This is a genomic window from Clostridium sp. AF23-6LB, from assembly GCF_003461085.1.
In the GTDB taxonomy this organism is placed as follows: Bacteria; Bacillota; Clostridia; order Lachnospirales; family Lachnospiraceae; genus Coprococcus; species Coprococcus ammoniilyticus.
Window position 1 is genome coordinate 158911 of record NZ_QTWK01000003.1, and the last position, 18349, is coordinate 177259.

Here is an 18349-nt window from a genome sequence, read left to right on the forward strand (position 1 = left end):
GAGGTACAAGCTATGGCTGAGGAAAAAAAGGGATTTTTCAAACGATTAAAAGAAGGGCTTAGTAAGACAAGAAATAGTATCGTAGACAGTTTTTCTTCCGTGTTCGGAGCATCCCATATTGATGATGATTTTTATGAAGAACTGGAAGAGACATTCATCATGGCTGATATGGGATATGAGACAACGGAAAAGGTGATCGAAAACCTGAAAGAACGTGTCAAGGAGGCCAGGATCAAAGAACCTGCGGCATGCAAGGAACTGATCATCAATATCATAAGAGATCAGATGATGGTGGATGAAAGTGCATATGATTTTGAAAAGAAAAAATCAGTTATACTTGTGATCGGTGTAAATGGTGTTGGTAAGACAACTACGATCGGTAAGCTGGCAGCCCAGTATAAGAAGAGCGGTAAAAAGGTTCTGATCGCAGCAGCTGATACATTCCGTGCAGCCGCAATCGATCAGTTAAAGACCTGGGCGGATCGTGCAGGTGTAGAGATGATCTCTCATAATGAGGGCGCAGATCCTGCGGCAGTTGTATACGATGCGGTATCTGCTGCAAAGGCAAGAAATACCGATATTTTATTGATCGATACAGCCGGAAGACTTCATAATAAAAAGAACCTGATGGATGAGCTGGCTAAGATGCGCCGCATCATTTCCAGAGATTATCCGGATGCAAATGTAGAATCCTTGATCGTGTTAGATGGAACGACCGGACAGAATGCATTAGAGCAGGCAAGACAGTTCAGCAATGTAACGGAGATTGATGGTATCGTGATCACAAAGCTAGACGGTACAGCCAAGGGTGGTATCGCGATTGCAATTCAGGCAGAATTGAATGTTCCGGTTAAATTTATCGGAATCGGTGAGAAGATTGACGACTTACAGCGTTTTGATCCGTCCGCATATGTGGAAGCACTGTTCTCAGGCTTTGACGAAGACCGAAGCGAGCTTGACATTCTTATGGATGAAGCTGATCTATAATTATGAAAATCGTGCAGTTTATTCAAGTAACTGTTAGAAAATAAAAAAGTAATGACAATGGTGGATAATAACTGTCTGAATATGAAATACAGAAAAAGGAGACTGACAATGGCAGAAGAACTTACATTAGAAAAATTTGAAGAGGCATATAATATAATTAAAAAAGTTGTTTTACCAACAAAGCTGGTAGAGAGCGAATATTACAGCAACCTGACAGGGAATAAAGTATTTTTTAAACCGGAAAATATGCAGCTTACCGGAGCGTATAAGATCCGTGGAGCATATTATAAGATCAGTACACTGACAGACGAAGAAAGACAGAAAGGTCTGATCACTGCATCAGCCGGAAATCATGCACAGGGTGTTGCATATGCAGCAAAAGCATATGGGGTAAAAGCAACGATCGTTATGCCATCGTCAACTCCTCTGATCAAAGTAAACCGCACCAAATCATATGGTGCAGAGGTTATCTTATATGGAGATGTATACGACGAATCCTGCGCATATGCATTAGAGCTTGCAGAAGATAAGGGTTATACCTTTATTCATCCATTCGATGATCTGGATGTTGCAACCGGACAGGGCTCTGTCGCAATGGAAATCATCAAGGAGCTTCCGTTTGTAGATTATATTCTTGTTCCGATCGGTGGTGGCGGACTGGCTACCGGTGTATCTACACTGGCCAAGATGATGAATCCGAATATCAAAGTGATCGGTGTAGAACCCGCAGGCGCAAATTGTATGCAGGTTTCTTTGAAGAATAAGAAAGTAACGACACTTCCAATGGTAGACACGATCGCAGATGGTACAGCAGTTAAGACTCCGGGATCAAAGATCTTCCCATACATTCAGAAGAATCTGGACGGTATCATCACAGTAGAAGACAATGAACTGATCGTCTGCTTCCTTGATATGTTGGAAAATCATAAGATGCTGGTTGAAAATTCCGGTCTGCTTACTGTTGCAGCCTTAAAGCATCTGAATGTGAAGGGACAGAAGGTTGTCAGCATCTTAAGTGGCGGTAATATGGATATGATCACATTTGCATCCTTAGTACAGCACGGATTGATTGCCAGAAGCCGTATCTTCACAGTTTCAACCTTGCTTCCGGATAAGCCGGGCGCATTGATGAATATTTCCAAGATTATTGCAGATTTACAGGGAAATATCATCAAACTGGAGCATAACCAGTTTGTATCGATCAATCGTAATTCGGCAGTTGAACTTGTGATCACACTGGAAGCATTTGGTCCGGAACATAAGCAGCTGATCATTAATACGCTCGCAGAACATGGTTACAGACCAAAGGAAAAAATGACAACAGGAATTTATAATTAATGATAAATGTAACTGTAAACGGAACAGAACAGATCAAATGTAATAAAGGAGATAATCTGTATCAGGTACTGACTGCGGCAGGATATGTCTTCGCAGGAAACTGCGGCATGAAAGGACGCTGTAACCGGTGTCTGGTATGGAATCAGGATACTGGCAGTTTTGTAAAAAGCTGCCAGTACATTGTAGATAGGGATATCTCGATACGGCTGGAGGAAGAACAGCTTACCGGTATTACAGGGCATAAGATGAATCTGCCAACCGAACAGAGAAAGAAGCCTGTTACTTCCGCATATGGCATTGCCATTGACATCGGTACGACTACGATCGGTATGGAGCTTGTGGATCTGAATGAGAAAGCAGTTAAATGCTCATTCAGTACGCTTAACTCACAGATCGCGACAGGTGCTGATGTCGTAGCGAGGATTCAAGCGGCAGATACAAAGGAAGGTCTGGAGCATCTGCGGTCACTTTTGTTTTCGGATATTCAAAAGGGTGTTGACCATATGCTTATAAATACGCCGGAAGCTGTAGATCATATCCGCAGATATGTTCTGGCAGGAAATGCAACGATGCTTTCGATCGCAGAAGGGCTTACGACAGAGAATCTGTTTGGATATCCGTTTACACTTAAGAATTCGGATATCCGGGTGATAGAACAGAATGACTTTATCGTTTCTCCATCTTTTGAGAATGCGGCTTCGGATGTTATCTGTCTGCCGAATATTGCGGCATTTTCCGGCGCAGATATTGCAGCAGGCGCAGTTGCCGCAGAGATTGATCGTGATTTCTCATATCGTATGCTGATTGATCTTGGAACAAACGGGGAGATCATTCTCTGTAATAAGGAATACGGAGTGGCGACCTCTGCTGCCTGTGGTTCAGCGTTTGAAGGATGTTTTCGTACAGCAAATGTATTCGGTTCGAATATATTTGACATGCTGGCATTATTGTTAAAACGGGGACAGATGGATGCGGAAGGAGTGCTTGCGGAACCGTATTTTGAATCCGGTATCTCGATGGGAAGCAACATGAAGATTGACATGGAGACGATTCGGGCATTTCAGCTTGGAAAATCAGCAATTCTTTCAGGAATCATGATGCTTGTAAGAGAGATCGGTATTGAGCTTTCCGATATTGCTGAAGTCTGTATTGCAGGAGGCTTTGGATTCCATCTAAATCTGACAAATGCAGTAACACTGGGACTATTCCCGCAGAGCTTTCAGGGGAAAATGAAGGTTCTTGGCAATACTTCACTTGAGGGCGCATATTTGTCCTTGATTGAACCGGGTTTTATTGATACAATAAACAGGTTTAAAGAGAAGATCCGGTATGTGGATCTGAGTAATCGTTCGGATTTTAATACAATATATATCGAGCATCTGCCGTTTCGGACATATTAGACCGGAATAAGTATGAAAGATAGAGTAAGCTGATATTCTGGAAGCTTTTTCATACATTTTGGAGATGCAGAGTTGAGGCGTAGAATATGGAATTACTGAGTATTGCCAGTGGTAGCAGTGGAAATTGCTATTATGTAGGCAACGAAGAGACACATCTGCTTGTTGATGCAGGCGTAAGTGGTAAGAAAATTGAAACAGCATTAAATGAGATCGACCGGAAACCGTCAGATTTGGATGGAATTCTTGTAACACATGAGCATATTGATCATGTAAAAGGACTTGGTGTTATGGCGAGAAAGCATGGCATACCGATCTATACAACAGGGGGAACGATCTCTGAGATTAAGAAAATGTCGTCCGTTGGAACGATTGATGATAGCTTGTTTCATGAGATCGAACCGGATGAACCATTCATTATTAACAATCTGTCGATCGATGCATCAGCGATCTGGCACGATGCCGCTGATCCGGTATGTTACAGTATCAGTGACGGAAAAAGTAAATTTTCCATTGCAACGGATATGGGGAATTTTGATGACTATGTTGTAAATAAATTAAAGAATTCCGATATCATGGTGATCGAAGCAAATCATGATATACGGATGCTTCAGGCGGGACCATATCCATATTATCTGAAGCAGCGTATTCTGGGAAACCGCGGACATCTGTCCAACGAGCGTTCCGGACAGTTAATAAAAGCATTGTTAAACAGTCATATCAAAGCAATCCTGCTTGGTCACCTGAGTAAGGAAAACAATTTTGAGGAATTGGCATATGAGACGGTAAAGCTTGAGCTTTCAGATAATGAATATGCATCGGATGTCAGGGAATTCGGTCTTGAGGTAGCGAGACGCGATCGGCCCGGTGCTTTGCTCACAGTCGGAAATTAATGATAATGAATTGTTCATCAGTTATAAAAATACTATTTGAAGAAGATTCTTTTGCATATCAAAAGAATTTATTATAAAACCAAATAAATGGTGATATATAGGAGGATACATACATCATGAAAAAAAGAATTATTACAGTAGTTGGTAAAGACAGCATCGGAATCACAGCAAAGGTCTGTGTATACCTTGCAGAGAACAGTGTCAATATCCTTGATATTGCACAGACAATTGTAGGCGGGTACTTCAATATGATGATGGTCGTTGATATACAGGAATCTTCAAAGTCAACAGAAATTATCGCAAATGAACTGAAAGAGATCGGCGATGAGATTGGTGTACAGATTAAGGTACAGCATGAGAAAATCTTTGAAACCATGCACAGAATCTAAGATTTAGAAAAGAAATAGGCGAAAAGAGGTCACACTATGATTAGTATAAATGAAGTAATTGAAACCAATGCCATGATCAGCAAGATGAATCTGGATGTCAGAACGATCACAATGGGTATCAGCCTGTTAGACTGCGTTGGTGCGGATGTAGGAGAAACCTGTGAGAAGATCTACACCAAGATCACAACAAAGGCAAAGGATCTTGTATTTATCGGAAATGATATCGGAAGAAAATATGGTATTCCGATCGTAAATAAAAGAATCTCAATCACACCGATCGCATTGATCGGAAGTTCTGTTTGTAAGTCAACAGATGATTATGTAACGATCGCAAAGACATTGGATAAGGCTGCAGATGCCGTAGGCGTAAACTTTATCGGTGGTTATTCCGCTCTTGTATGTAAGGGCATGACTCCATCCGATGAACTTCTGATCCGTTCCATTCCGGAAGCACTTGCATGTACCGGTAAGGTATGCAGCTCTGTAAATGTCGGTTCTACAAAGACAGGTATCGATATGGATGCTGTAAAACTGATCGGTGAAATGGTAAAAGAGACAGCAGAGCTTACAAAAGAGGAAGATTCCCTTGGATGCTGCAAGTTCGTAGTATTCTGTAATGCACCGGATGATAACCCGTTTATGGCTGGTGCATTCCATGGCGTTACAGAGGGCGATTGCGTTATCAATGTCGGCGTCAGCGGTCCCGGAGTTGTTAAGAGTGCATTGGAAGAAGTTCGTGGTGAGAACTTTGAGGTTCTCTGTGAAACGATCAAGAAGACAGCATTTAAGGTTACAAGAGTTGGACAGCTTGTTGCAAAGGAAGCATCCGAACGTCTCGGTGTTCCGTTTGGTATCGTAGATTTGTCACTTGCACCTACACCCGCAATCGGAGACAGTGTTGGTGAGATTCTTGAGGAGATTGGTCTGGAATATGCCGGTGCTCCGGGAACTACAGCAGCACTTGCTTTATTAAATGATCAGGTAAAGAAGGGCGGTGTTATGGCTTCTTCTTATGTTGGTGGTTTAAGTGGTGCATTTATCCCTGTCAGTGAAGATCAGCGTATGATCGATGCGGTATCAGCAGGTGCACTTTCTCTTGAAAAATTAGAGGCAATGACCTGTGTATGTTCAGTTGGACTTGATATGATCGCAATACCCGGTGATACATCAGCAGCTACCATTTCCGGTATCATTGCAGATGAGATGGCACTCGGTATGATCAACCAGAAGACAACGGCTGTACGTCTGATCCCTGTTATCGGCAAGGGCGTTGGCGATCAGGCTGAATTTGGCGGACTGCTTGGCTATGCGCCAATTATGCCTGTCAACCAGTTTTCATGTGAAAAATTTATTAACCGTGGAGGCAGAATCCCTGCACCTATCCACAGTTTCAAGAACTAATTATATATAACGGAGAACAAAATGAGAAAGCTTGCATTATCAGATGAGATTTTAATGAGTATCGAAAAACCTGCCAGATATATCGGAGGGGAATATAACAGTGTCATGAAGGACAAGGAGCAGGTCGATGTCAGATTTTGCATGTGTTTCCCGGATGTGTATGAGATCGGAATGTCCCATCTCGGCATCCAGATTTTATATGACATGTTCAACCGGAGAGAAGATACCTGGTGTGAACGTGTCTATTCTCCGTGGCCGGATCTGCATAAAGTTATGAAAGAACAGCACATTCCGTTATTTGCACTGGAGTCTCAGGATCCTTTAAAAGAGTTTGATTTTCTTGGAATCACTCTTCAGTATGAGATGTGTTATACGAATATCTTACAGGTGCTTGATCTGGCAGAGATTCCGATCTGGTCGAAGGATCGGGAAAAGGGTGATCCGATCGTGATCGGAGGAGGTCCCTGTTCTTATAATCCGGAACCGATCGCTGATTTCTTTGATATTTTCTATATCGGAGAGGGCGAAACAGTGTATGGTGATCTGATCGAATTATATAAGATCTATAAACATTCCGATATGACAAGAGAAGAATTCCTGATCAAGGTGTCACAGATTCCGGGGCTTTATGTGCCGGCTCTTTATGATGTCACTTATCATGAGGATGGAACGATCGCATCCTTTGGACCGAAATATGAAGGCGTTCCAAAGACGATTCTGAAGCAGGTGGTTACGGATATGTCATCCGCTGTCTATCCTGAGAAGCCGGTTGTCTCTTATATGAAGGTCACACAGGACCGTGTTGTATTAGAGATCATGCGGGGATGTATCCGTGGATGCCGGTTCTGTCAGGCAGGGATGATCTATCGTCCGACCAGACCAAAGGATGTAAACGTACTGAAACATTATGCAGAGGCTATGTTAGATAATACCGGTCAGGAGGAGATTACCTTCAGTTCGTTAAGCTCCAGTGATTATCAGTCACTTCCGGAGCTTACGGACTGCTTGATCGAGAAGATGGACAACAATCATGTCAATATCTCCCTTCCATCCCTCAGAATCGATGCATTTTCCCTTGATGTTATGCAGAAGATTCAGGATATCAAGAAGAATTCCCTGACATTTGCACCGGAAGCCGGAACACAGCGATTAAGAAATGTTATAAATAAAGGTCTGACAAAAGAGAATATATTAAACGGTTCGTTACAGGCGTTCCTTGGCGGCTGGAATAAGGTCAAGCTGTACTTTATGATGGGACTTCCGACAGAGACTTATGATGATATTACAGGTATTGCAGACCTCTCAGAGGAGATCAGTGAACTGTATTTTGCAAATATACCAAAAGAGAAACGGGATGGTCGTGTCATGGTATCGGCTTCCGCATCTTATTTCGTACCAAAGCCATTTACACCATTCCAGTGGGCGCCGATGATAACACCGGAGGAATTCCAGAAGCGTGCGTATTTTGTTAAAGATAAATTCCGTGAAGCAAAGAACCACAAGAGTCTGAAATTCGCATACCATGAAGCGGATATCACCATCTTAGAAGGTTTGCTTGCCAGAGGTGACCGTAAGCTCTGTCAGGTAATCTATGATGTCTATCAGTCCGGACAGATTTTTGATGCGTGGACGGAATATTTTGATAAATCAAACTGGGACAATGCGCTTGAAAAGAATCATATTGATATCGGCTTCTATACCTATCGTGACAGATGTGTAGATGAGATCCTCCCGTGGGATTTCATAGATATCGGAGTGACAAGAAAGTTTATGGAAAAGGAATGGGAGCGCGCACAGGCAGAGGTCGTTACACCAAACTGCCGGATGAAGTGTTCCGGCTGCGGCGCAGCGAAGTTTGGAGGAGGTGTTTGTTTTGAAAATAAGAATTAAATACTCCAAACTTGGAAATCTGAAATTTATCGGTCATCTGGATGTCATGCGTTATTTCCAGAAGGAGATCCGCCGGGCAAAGCTGGATATCAGTTATTCCAAAGGTTATTCTCCACACCAGATCATTTCATTTGCAGCACCGCTTGCACTTGGGATTACATCGGATGGTGAATATTTTGATGCAGAATTTAATTCTGTGACAACTTCGGCTGAGATGATCGAAGCTTTAAATGCGGTATCCGTTGATGAGATACATGTTACGAAATGTGTGCAGATCCCGGAGAATGCAAAGAATGCTATGTCGATCGTTGCTGCATCGGATTATGAGATCACATTCCGGGAGCAGAATGATCTCAGTGAAAAACTGCTTGCTTCCGTTGAAGAGTTGAATAAACAGGACGAGATCATTGTATTAAAGAAAACAAAAAAGAGTGAAAAAGAAGAAAATATCCGTCCGGGTATTTTAAAGCTGGAACGGAGAGGTGACAGTATCTACATGCTGTTACAGACCGGAAGTGTCTATAATCTGAAACCGGAATTAGTGGTAAAGGCATTATATGACCTTTGCGGTGAGACCTATGATTTCTTCCAGATCTATATTCACCGACTGGAAACGTATTATGACAAAGACGGCTCGTTACAGCCGCTTTATATGGCAGGTGAAGAATTCTGATGAATAAGCTTGTAATAACAAATTATGAAGATCATATACTGGAAGCTCTTTATTCGGATGGAAAGCTGTCAGATCTGATGTTATTTGATCGACAGTCCATCTTATCGAATATCTATGTCGGCAAGGTGGAAAATATCGTGTCCAATATAGACGCAGCCTTTGTCGATATCGGTACAGGGCTTCCGTGCTATTATAGTATCACTGATAATAAACATATATTTTTAAATGCAAAAAAAGATTCTGTGTTAAAAGCCGGAGACGAGATTCTCATACAGGTAAGCAAGGATGCGATCAAGACAAAGAATCCGGTCGCTACGTCGGAAATTGAATTGAAGACAGAAAATCTTCTTGTGAATACATCAGGCAGGATTGGTATATCCGGGAAGATCCGAAAGAAAGAGACAAGAGATCATCTGCACCAACTGGCGAAGAGAGTATTGCCGGATGGATTTGGCTGTATCTTACGAACTGTCTGTCAGGAGCTGCCGGATAAAGTTATATTGTCGGATTTAAACGAACTATCTGAAAAATTAGAACAGATCATACAGACAGCAAAGACCAGAACCTGTTATTCCTGTCTGTATAAAAATGATGCGGAATATCTCGATTATTTTATATTAAAGCATAATGCAGGGCTTCAAGAGATCGTAACGGATCAGAAGGCGGTATTTGATGAATTCGAGACCTATCTGTCAGAGAAACAGATTACGGATGTGAAGCTTACCATGTATAATGATAAGAACTGTAATCTGCTGACTTTATATAATCTGCCAAGAGATCTGGAAAATCTGAAAAAGGAACGGGTCTGGATGAAGTCGGGCGCATATCTGGTGATTGAACAGACAGAAGCGATGGTCGTGATCGATGTAAATACCGGTAAATCGGTCGATAAACATTCTTTTGAGGAACATTTGCTCCGTATCAATTCTGAAGCGGCAGTCGAGGTATGCAGACAGTTAAGACTGCGGAATCTGTCGGGGATCATCGTAGTTGATTTTATAAATATGAAGCAATCGGGCTCAATGGATATTATAAAAGATATCCTTGAACAGGAGCTGGCAAAGGATTCTGTTCCGGCAGCATTTGTGGATGTTACTAAGCTTTCTCTGGTAGAATTGACCCGAAAAAAAATTCGCAAATCGTTGAAAGAACAGTTGACAAAATAAAACCAAAATGGTAGAGTGTACTAGTGTGCCGCACAGTGAGGTATAAGTTCGCATATTTTTATGCGACACCACAACTGGCGAGTTTGATTAAGGAGGTAAACCCTATGTACGCAATTATAGCAACAGGCGGTAAGCAGTACAAGGTAGCTGAAGGAGACGTAATCAGAGTTGAGAAGCTTGGAGCAGAAGCTGGCAGCGAAGTAACATTTGACGACGTTATTTTAGTAAGTACTGATTCAGACGTTAAATGTGGTGATGCAGTTGCAAACGCAACCGTTACAGCATCTGTAATTGGTGATGGCAAGGCTAAGAAGGTAGTTGTTTACAAGTACAAGAGAAAGACTGGCTATCATAAGAAGAATGGTCACAGACAGGCTTATACACAGGTTGAAATCAAGTCAATCAACGCATAATCTGTTATGATAAAGGTAACCATTTATAAAAACGCTAATTCAGACACAATGGGATTTTATGTATCCGGTCATGCAGGATATGCAGATTCAGGATCTGATATCGTATGTAGTGCTGTATCGGCACTTGCGATCACGGTTGTGAATTCTGTTGAACGCTTTTGTGAGGAAGCATTTCATGTAGACAGCGATCAGAAAAACGGAGATATGAAGTTTCTGTTTGATGAACAGCCGGGACATGATGCCTTACTGATCATGGGAGTGTTTGAGACAGGTATTACGGATATCAGTGAATCCTATAGTGATTTTGTTTGTATAACCTTTAAGGAGGTGTAATTGAAATGATGAAGATGGAACTTCAGTTTTTTGCTCATAAAAAAGGTGTGGGTTCTACTAAGAACGGCAGAGATTCCGAGTCTAAGAGATTAGGAGCTAAGCGCGCTGACGGTCAGTTCGTTAAGGCTGGAAACATCCTTTACAGACAGCGTGGAACAAAGATTCATCCAGGTCTTAACGTTGGTATCGGCGGAGATGATACATTATTCGCTACTGCTGATGGTATCGTTAGATTTGAGAGAAAGGGTAGAGATAAGAAGCAGGTTTCTATTTACCCTGTAGTAAATGAGTAATATTACTTAGTTTATGCATGTTATTAGCCGGAGTAAATATAGTTTATTCCGGCTTTTTCTTTACATACGGATGTATGTATAAAGGAGGAAAGCAATGTTTGCAGACAGAGCCAGAATATTTATCAGAGCAGGAAAAGGCGGAGACGGACATGTATCCTTCCGTCGTGAGAAATACGTGCCGGACGGAGGTCCGGATGGCGGAGATGGCGGCAAAGGTGGAGACGTGATCTTTGTAGTAGATGAAGGTTTGAACACCCTGACTGATTTCAGACATATAACAAAGTACAGAGCACAGGATGGCGAACCGGGCGGTAAGAGAAACTGTCATGGCGCAAATGGTGCAGATGTTGTATTAAAAGTTCCGCCAGGAACTGTCATTAAGGATTCTGAGACAGGAAAAGTGATCCTTGATATGGCAGATAAGAAAGAACCGGTCGTACTGTTAAAGGGTGGACGAGGTGGACGAGGTAACCGTAATTATGTTACGTCAACCATGCAGGCTCCAAAGTACGCACAGCCGGGACAGCCGGCAAAAGAATTGATCGTCGATCTGGAACTTAAGTGTATCGCAGATGTCGGTCTTGTTGGTTTCCCAAGCGTAGGTAAATCAACCTTCCTTGCAAGAGTTACAAATGCAAGACCAAAGATTGCAGAATATCATTTTACGACACTGACACCAAATCTTGGCGTAGTAGATCTTGGTGAACATAACGGATTTGTTATCGCGGATATTCCGGGAATTATCGAAGGTGCGGCAGAAGGTGTCGGACTAGGTCTGGAATTTCTGAGACATATTGAGCGTACAAAGGTCATCATCCACATTGTAGATGCAGCTTCCATCGATGGCAGAGATCCGGTCAATGATGTAAAGATCATTAATGAAGAATTGAAAAAATACAACAAGGATATCGAAAGCCGTCCAACGGTTATAGCGGCAAATAAGATCGATGCCTTAGATGAGATCGGTTACGAGACTGTGATCGAGATGTTAAAGGAAGAATTCGAAAAAGACGGTGTGAAGATATTCCCAATCTCAGCAGTATCCGGTAAGGGTATTTCCGAGCTTTTATGGTATGTCAACGACCTTGTAAAGAATGCACCGGATGATGTAGTCGAATTCGAACCGGAGGTTGATCTCGATTTCCATGATAATCCGGATCTTCCTTTTGAGGTCAGCTACAATGAAGAAGATGACGTATATGTGATCGAGGGACCTCGTATTGAACGTATGCTTGGATATACGAATCTGGAATCAGAAAAAGGATTTGAGTTCTTCCAGAAATTCTTAAAGACAAACGGTATCTTAGACCAGCTGGAAGCGCTTGGAATCGGCGAAGGCGATACCGTTCGTATGTATGGACTGGAATTTGATTATTATAAATAAAGATAAATGTGATAACAAACCGGCAGGTGATTCTGCCGGTTACAGGATATAAGTTAGGAGTATACTATGACAAGTAAGCAGAGAGCATATTTAAAAGGACTGGCAATGAATATCGATCCGATCTTAAACATCGGCAAGAGTTCCCTGACACCGGAATTTACACAGTCTGTAAATGAAGCGTTAGAGGCAAGAGAGCTGGTTAAGATCTCAGTATTAAAGAATTGTCTGGATGATCCGAGAGAAATGGCTTCCATGATCGCAGAACGTACCAAATCAGAAGTCGTTCAGGTCATCGGCCGTAAGATCGTATTCTATCGTCCATCCAAAGAGCATAAGAAGATCGAGCTTCCAAAATAATATGAAAGATCAGAACATGAAGATTGGTATTTTAGGAGGCAGCTTTAATCCGGTTCATAACGGCCATCTGGAGCTTGCAAAACAGGCTCTGGCGCAGTTTGCACTGGATCAGATCTGGCTGATGCCGAATCATATCCCGGCATACAAGAAGTGGGACAGATCGGTTACAAATGAAGACAGACTCCATATGGTAGAGCTTGCAGTAAAGGATCATGACAGACTTCGTTGTTCGGATCTGGAATTACAGCGTGGCGGAGTTACCTATACCGTTGATACACTGGCACAGCTACATGAACAGTATCCGGATACGGAATGGTATTTCATCATGGGTGGGGATTCGATCCTTGCATTTGACAGCTGGAGAGAACCGGACAGGATACTTTCTCTTTCTAAATTGATCGTTACAACGAGAGATCAGATCCAGGCGGAAGATATCGATGCCAAGATCCGGCATTTAAAGAAAATATATGCAGATGCGGATATCAGACAGATGCAGATCCATCCGGTTGATGTGTCATCGTCCGGCATCCGGGAAGCTGTTAAAAACGGACAGGATATATCAGGAGCCGTACCAATGGCAGTATGCCGCTATATTAAGAAATATGGGCTATATCAGACGGATGAAAACCTTGATCAAAACCTTGATCAACAGACAAATAATTGACGCAGATTGGTAAAACAGTATAATATAGTTCAGGAACAATTTACAGGAGAAGGGGCAGAACAATGAACAGACAGGAAATGAGAGAGAAACTTCAGAAGAAACTGACAGATCGAAGATTTGAGCATTCGTTAGGGGTAGAATATGTATCAGGCTGTCTGGCTATGGTACATGGTGTAAATGTAGAAAAAGCACTGACTGCAGGACTGTTACATGATTGTGCAAAGTGCCTTTCACCGGAAGAAAAGATCGAGCGTTGTACGAAGAATAATCTTCCGATCAGCGAATGTGAATATAATAATCCGGAACTCTTACATGCCAAGCTTGGGGCATTCTACGCAAGAGAAAAGTACGATGTAAAGGATCCGGATATCCTGTCTGCGATCGCATGTCATACCACCGGAAAACCGGCAATGAATATGCTTGAGAAGATCCTGTTTGTTGCAGACTATATCGAGCCGAACCGGAAACCATTAAAGGAGATCGAGGAGATCCGGAAGGAAGCATTTACCGATATTGACAAATGCATCGTTCATATACTGAAAAATACTTTATCGTATCTTGAGACCACAACGGATGATACTGATCCGATGTCAATCGATACCTATAATTATTATGTTGCTCATCAATCGGTAGCGGATAAGCTGAAAGAAGACGATATTTAAACAGGCAACATAAATAAACGGATGGGGTACAATATTAAAATCAATATACAGAGCAGGAGGAGCGTCATATATGAATACAGCACAGGAAATGGCAGCAATTGTTTATAAAGCCCTGGATGATAAAAAAGCCTTTGATATTAAGATACTTGATATTAAAAAGATCTCTGCTGTAGCTGATTATTTTGTTATTGCAGACGGAACAAACAAGAATCAGGTACAGGCGATGTGCGACAGTGTGGAAGAAGAAATGCACAAAGCCGGATATTCTTTAAAAAGTGTGGAAGGATATTCACAGGGAGGATGGATTTTGTTAGATTATTATGATATAATTGTTCATATCTTTTCGGATGAGGCACGCAGATTCTATGATATCGAACGCATCTGGAATGATGCAGCCGATGTAACAAAGGATTTACTTTCATAGATATGTTTTTGGGGTAGGTATGAACGATAACAGATTATTAAAAGACAATTATATAAAGATCAATCATATAGCAGCGAAGTGTATGCGTTTTTTTGTTGCACTGATAGTTGCGTTATGGGCATTTGCATTTTTCAGCAGAGAATGTAACCTTGTAGTGGTTACGATATGTATGGTTCTCTGCTGTATTTTTTCGCTTATTCCGACACTTGTTATTGACTTTTTCAAGCATGACAGGAATGAAGCAATCAAATATGTAGTCATATGTATCGCTGTTTTTAACTGTATGATATTGAGCTCTGTATTTTCCCATATGGCACTGGTTGTCTGGATCTTCCCGATCCTGCTGACATCGTTATATTATAATAAGACGCTGGTCGTATTTACTGCGCTGATGTCTACTGTCGGTGTTATCCTTGCAGATTTTATCAATCTTACATACTGTGATTTCATGGTTGCGCCGATTTATCTGGACTATACAGACAGCATGGTCTTATCGGTATTTCCATGTGTGATCACGATTCTGATCCTGTCACTCGTTGCATATTTCATTGTATCCAGAAACTCTACGATGCTGAATTCCGTAATTGATAACGCAGAAGAAGTAAAGAGCAATCAGAAAGAGCTGATATTTGCATTTGCTGAATTATCCGAGAGTAAATCCAAATATACAGGAGAACACATCAAACGTGTAGCAGATTACATGCGGGTGCTCGGAAAGGCATCCGGTTTTGATGATGATTACGTTGATAAGCTGTCAACGGCTGCCATGATGCATGACATCGGAAAGCTTATGATCAGTGAGGAGATCCTGGATAAGCCCGGTAAACTGACAGATGAAGAATTTGCGATCATGAAAAGTCATGTTCTCTATGGTGATGCACTCCTGGAGCATTGTCCGGGTGAGATCATGCAGATTGCAAGAACGATTGCAAAGGAGCATCATGAACGCTGGGACGGAACAGGATATCTAGGTATGAAAGGTGAGGAGATTGCCTATATCAGCCGTTTAATGGCGGTATGTGACGTTTTCGATGCACTTACCTCTGAACGGTACTACAAGCGCGGATGGTCCGTAGAAGAGACGTATAATGAGATCGTAAGCCTGTCCGGAAAGCATTTTGATCCACAGGTTGTAGAGCTGTTCAAGCAGAACTTTGATGCATTCAAGGAGATCGCAGAGAGACAGCCGGATAAACAGGTATATTAATTAAAGATGATATAAATGTCAGACACAAATAGAATTTAATGTGAGCTATGCTCACGATATAATAAAATGCACCTCTTAATTGATATTCCTCTTGTCGAGTAGACAGGTGGAATATCGGTTTGTCAGGTATTTGTTATGCCTGATATCGTTTGAGGTGCATTTTTATAAAAAATTTGAACAAATTAAGTATGATTAGATAAAATTGCGGAACAGACCTATCACACGACCTAGGATCTCGCAATGTTCTACAAGGATCGGATCCATATAATCATTTTCCGGCTGTAACCGGATATAACCATTTTCTTTATAAAATGTCTTAACTGTTGCAGAATCCTCGATCAATGCAACGACGATTTCGCCATTTCTGGCAGAAGAGCACTGCTCAACAATTACAAGATCCTTTTCATAAATACCTACATTGATCATACTGTCACCCTTTACACGAAGCATAAAGGTCTGGTTATTCGTATTATGAATATATTCCGGTGGAACAGGGAAATAGTCTTCGATGTTCTGTTCAGCAAGGATAGGCTGACCACAGGAAACCGTTCCAACGATAGGGATGTTTACCAGTTCCCGTTTGGTAAGTGAAAAATCATCGTCTATGATCTCAATTGAGCGGGACTTTGTCAGATCCCTTCTGATATAGCCCTTTGCCTCTAATGATGATAACTGAGCATGTACAGAAGAAGTAGACTTCAGATCAACAGCCTGACAGATTTCTCTGATTGATGGCGGATACCCCTTTGCAAGAATCTCATGACGTATATATTCAAGGATCTGCGTTTGCTTATCCGTGAGCTTTTCTTTACCCATATGTAAATCCTCCTAAATGTATTTAAAAACTTATATAAATAATAGTAGCACACAATTGTTTGTTTTGCAAACAAATGTTCTTTTTCTTGTGTGTGTTTTTTTCCCCATCCATATTGGTATTATAAAGGAGTCATCGGGATATGACGAATGTATTTTCGAGTAATCCATACAAATGTTCGAAAATATATTGACAAATGAACAACTGTTCGATATAATTTATTCAAACATTTGTTCAGAAGATTATATTATATATAGAATTGAGTTTTAAGGAGGAAAAGAACATGAAGAACGTAGTAAGATTTATCAGTACAAAGAAGATTTTCATTATAGCAGGTATTATTCTGGTTACAGTATTGTATATCCTTATATCACATAAGGATTCACCGGCAACCAGCGCATCGAACGCAAGTAAGAAATATTATAAATGTATCACCATAGAAGAAGGAGATACCCTTTGGGACATCGCAAATGAATACAAGACGGAAGAGTATGCTTCCACACAGGATTATATCGATGAAGTGCTTGCGATGAATAATCTGAATACAGATGTCATCGTAGATGGAACTAATTTACTGATTCCATATTATAAAGTAAATGATTACGAATAAATAATAAAAAGTATCTGTTATGCAATGTTATATTGACTGTCTGTTTGAATTAAGATTTACCATATAACATAAAAACAGATACTTTTTATTTTTAAAAACAGGAGTATATATAATCATAAAACAAGTATAGAATACAGAATAAATTCTATACTTAAATCCGATTATCTGGCATCTTTATTGTAAAGTCTTGGATTGTCAATCTTTACAGGCCAGCCATCCAGAGTTCCTCGTTCAATAGCGGAAAAAATCCGTTGTTTGCAACCGGGAGTTTCCTTTTCCAGCTCCGCCAGTGCCTGTTTTGCATATTCACGTTTCGTATATCCATCGGCAGGACATGGACTTTTAATCACAGGAAGCTGCATATCATTTTTAAAAGAGATAATTTCACCTTCGTTTATATACATAAGAGGGCGAATAACCATCAATTTGCTTTTATCCAGATATGTTTTTGGTGAGAAAGTATGGATTCTGCCTTCGAATAATAAGGACATTAAAAAGGTTTCAATAAAATCATCCTTATGATGCGCATAAGCGATCTTATTACATCTGAGATCATTTAGTTTCTGATTTAATGCACCTTTTCGCATTTTCGCGCATAGAGAACATGGATTTTTCTCTTTACGGATATTAAATACTATATCATATATTTCTGTATCTACAATATAATAAGGAACATAAAGTTCTTTGCATAATTGTTCGATCTTTGTAGTATCAAAATTATCAAAACCGAGATTAACTGTAATAGCGATCAGATCAAATTTTTTTGGATAGAATCGTCGTAATTCAGCCAGAGCATAGAGTAAAGTCAGGCTGTCCTTACCACCAGAAATTCCAACTGCAATTTTATCACCATTATCGATCATTTCATATGAATCGATGGCACGTCTAGTATAACTTAATAACTTTTGTAATTTCATATAATTACCTCAAAATGATAAGATTTGTTTCATAACCGTGTATATTATACTTATAAATGAAATTTGTTTCAAGGAGATATCTATACAATTCTTCGAAAGACAATCTTAACAACATATGAAGGAAATTCTACAAGAAT

At 40.9% G+C, this 18349-nt stretch carries 21 protein-coding genes; 19 read left to right on the forward strand and 2 right to left on the reverse strand.

Translation table 11 applies throughout. From position 1 onward, the window contains the following. The first annotated feature begins 12 nt into the window (after window positions 1-12). From ftsY to DWY07_RS07830, 18 genes are all read left to right on the forward strand, one after another. The gene (ftsY, locus tag DWY07_RS07745; RefSeq protein ID WP_021943902.1) at window positions 13-987 is read left to right on the forward strand and encodes a signal recognition particle-docking protein FtsY; all 975 of its coding nucleotides are present in this window, start codon (window positions 13-15) and stop codon (window positions 985-987) included. Between the two features lie 108 nt (window positions 988-1095). Continuing rightward, entirely contained in the window at window positions 1096-2325 is a 1230-nt protein-coding gene (ilvA, locus tag DWY07_RS07750; RefSeq protein WP_021943901.1) for a threonine ammonia-lyase, read from the forward strand. Further along, window positions 2325-3725, forward strand: a complete 1401-nt coding sequence (locus DWY07_RS07755) for an ASKHA domain-containing protein (protein ID WP_117807545.1) — start codon at window positions 2325-2327, stop codon at window positions 3723-3725. The genes ilvA and DWY07_RS07755 overlap by 1 nt, the downstream gene beginning before the upstream one ends. Before the next feature lie 86 nt (window positions 3726-3811). Next, window positions 3812-4615: an MBL fold metallo-hydrolase gene (locus DWY07_RS07760; RefSeq protein WP_117822623.1), complete on the forward strand. Its 804-nt coding sequence runs from the start codon at window positions 3812-3814 to the stop codon at window positions 4613-4615. A gap of 116 nt (window positions 4616-4731) precedes the next feature. Then, window positions 4732-5004, forward strand: a complete 273-nt coding sequence (locus DWY07_RS07765) for an ACT domain-containing protein (RefSeq protein WP_008400881.1) — start codon at window positions 4732-4734, stop codon at window positions 5002-5004. 36 nt (window positions 5005-5040) lie between these two features. Continuing rightward, a complete protein-coding gene (locus tag DWY07_RS07770; protein ID WP_021943898.1) occupies window positions 5041-6405 on the forward strand; it encodes a PFL family protein in 1365 nt (454 codons plus the stop codon). Window positions 6406-6426: 21 nt separating this feature from the next. Next, window positions 6427-8295 carry a TIGR03960 family B12-binding radical SAM protein gene (locus tag DWY07_RS07775; RefSeq protein WP_117822624.1) on the forward strand — a complete coding sequence of 623 codons (1869 nt, stop codon included), beginning with the start codon at window positions 6427-6429 and terminating at the stop codon, window positions 8293-8295. Then, window positions 8270-8968 carry a TIGR03936 family radical SAM-associated protein gene (locus DWY07_RS07780; protein ID WP_117822854.1) on the forward strand — a complete coding sequence of 233 codons (699 nt, stop codon included), beginning with the start codon at window positions 8270-8272 and terminating at the stop codon, window positions 8966-8968. The genes DWY07_RS07775 and DWY07_RS07780 overlap by 26 nt, the downstream gene beginning before the upstream one ends. Further along, window positions 8968-10134 carry a ribonuclease E/G gene (locus DWY07_RS07785; RefSeq protein WP_117822625.1) on the forward strand — a complete coding sequence of 389 codons (1167 nt, stop codon included), beginning with the start codon at window positions 8968-8970 and terminating at the stop codon, window positions 10132-10134. The genes DWY07_RS07780 and DWY07_RS07785 overlap by 1 nt, the downstream gene beginning before the upstream one ends. A gap of 104 nt (window positions 10135-10238) precedes the next feature. Beyond that, the gene (gene rplU / locus DWY07_RS07790; protein ID WP_008400876.1) at window positions 10239-10547 is read left to right on the forward strand and encodes a 50S ribosomal protein L21; all 309 of its coding nucleotides are present in this window, start codon (window positions 10239-10241) and stop codon (window positions 10545-10547) included. A 6-nt stretch (window positions 10548-10553) separates the two neighbouring features. After that, complete coding sequence (locus DWY07_RS07795) at window positions 10554-10880, forward strand: ribosomal-processing cysteine protease Prp (RefSeq protein WP_117807548.1); 327 nt, start codon at window positions 10554-10556, stop codon at window positions 10878-10880. Between the two features lie 5 nt (window positions 10881-10885). After that, window positions 10886-11173, forward strand: a complete 288-nt coding sequence (gene rpmA, locus DWY07_RS07800) for a 50S ribosomal protein L27 (RefSeq protein WP_004850948.1) — start codon at window positions 10886-10888, stop codon at window positions 11171-11173. Between the two features lie 94 nt (window positions 11174-11267). Beyond that, window positions 11268-12557, forward strand: coding sequence for a GTPase ObgE (gene obgE, locus DWY07_RS07805; RefSeq protein ID WP_117784837.1), 1290 nt, complete (start codon window positions 11268-11270; stop codon window positions 12555-12557). Between the two features lie 66 nt (window positions 12558-12623). After that, window positions 12624-12914, forward strand: a complete 291-nt coding sequence (gene yhbY, locus DWY07_RS07810; protein ID WP_021943892.1) for a ribosome assembly RNA-binding protein YhbY — start codon at window positions 12624-12626, stop codon at window positions 12912-12914. A gap of 1 nt (window position 12915) precedes the next feature. Further along, window positions 12916-13578, forward strand: a complete 663-nt coding sequence (nadD, locus tag DWY07_RS07815; RefSeq protein WP_117822626.1) for a nicotinate-nucleotide adenylyltransferase — start codon at window positions 12916-12918, stop codon at window positions 13576-13578. 62 nt (window positions 13579-13640) lie between these two features. Then, window positions 13641-14240, forward strand: a complete 600-nt coding sequence (gene yqeK / locus DWY07_RS07820; protein ID WP_021943890.1) for a bis(5'-nucleosyl)-tetraphosphatase (symmetrical) YqeK — start codon at window positions 13641-13643, stop codon at window positions 14238-14240. A gap of 70 nt (window positions 14241-14310) precedes the next feature. Continuing rightward, entirely contained in the window at window positions 14311-14664 is a 354-nt protein-coding gene (gene rsfS, locus DWY07_RS07825; protein ID WP_021943889.1) for a ribosome silencing factor, read from the forward strand. Between the two features lie 19 nt (window positions 14665-14683). After that, complete coding sequence (locus tag DWY07_RS07830) at window positions 14684-15871, forward strand: HD-GYP domain-containing protein (RefSeq protein ID WP_021943888.1); 1188 nt, start codon at window positions 14684-14686, stop codon at window positions 15869-15871. Between the two features lie 192 nt (window positions 15872-16063). Here DWY07_RS07830 and lexA read toward each other — a convergent pair whose 3' ends face one another. Beyond that, window positions 16064-16687, reverse strand: a complete 624-nt coding sequence (gene lexA / locus DWY07_RS07835; RefSeq protein ID WP_008400862.1) for a transcriptional repressor LexA — start codon at window positions 16685-16687, stop codon at window positions 16064-16066. A 281-nt stretch (window positions 16688-16968) separates the two neighbouring features. Here lexA and DWY07_RS07840 point away from each other — a divergent pair, with 281 nt between their 5' ends. Continuing rightward, window positions 16969-17295 carry a LysM peptidoglycan-binding domain-containing protein gene (locus DWY07_RS07840; RefSeq protein WP_117822627.1) on the forward strand — a complete coding sequence of 109 codons (327 nt, stop codon included), beginning with the start codon at window positions 16969-16971 and terminating at the stop codon, window positions 17293-17295. A 161-nt stretch (window positions 17296-17456) separates the two neighbouring features. On the opposite strand, the gene DWY07_RS07845 is transcribed toward DWY07_RS07840, so the two are convergent. Beyond that, complete coding sequence (locus tag DWY07_RS07845; RefSeq protein ID WP_117784840.1) at window positions 17457-18212, reverse strand: ATP-binding protein; 756 nt, start codon at window positions 18210-18212, stop codon at window positions 17457-17459. Window positions 18213-18349 lie beyond the last annotated feature (137 nt).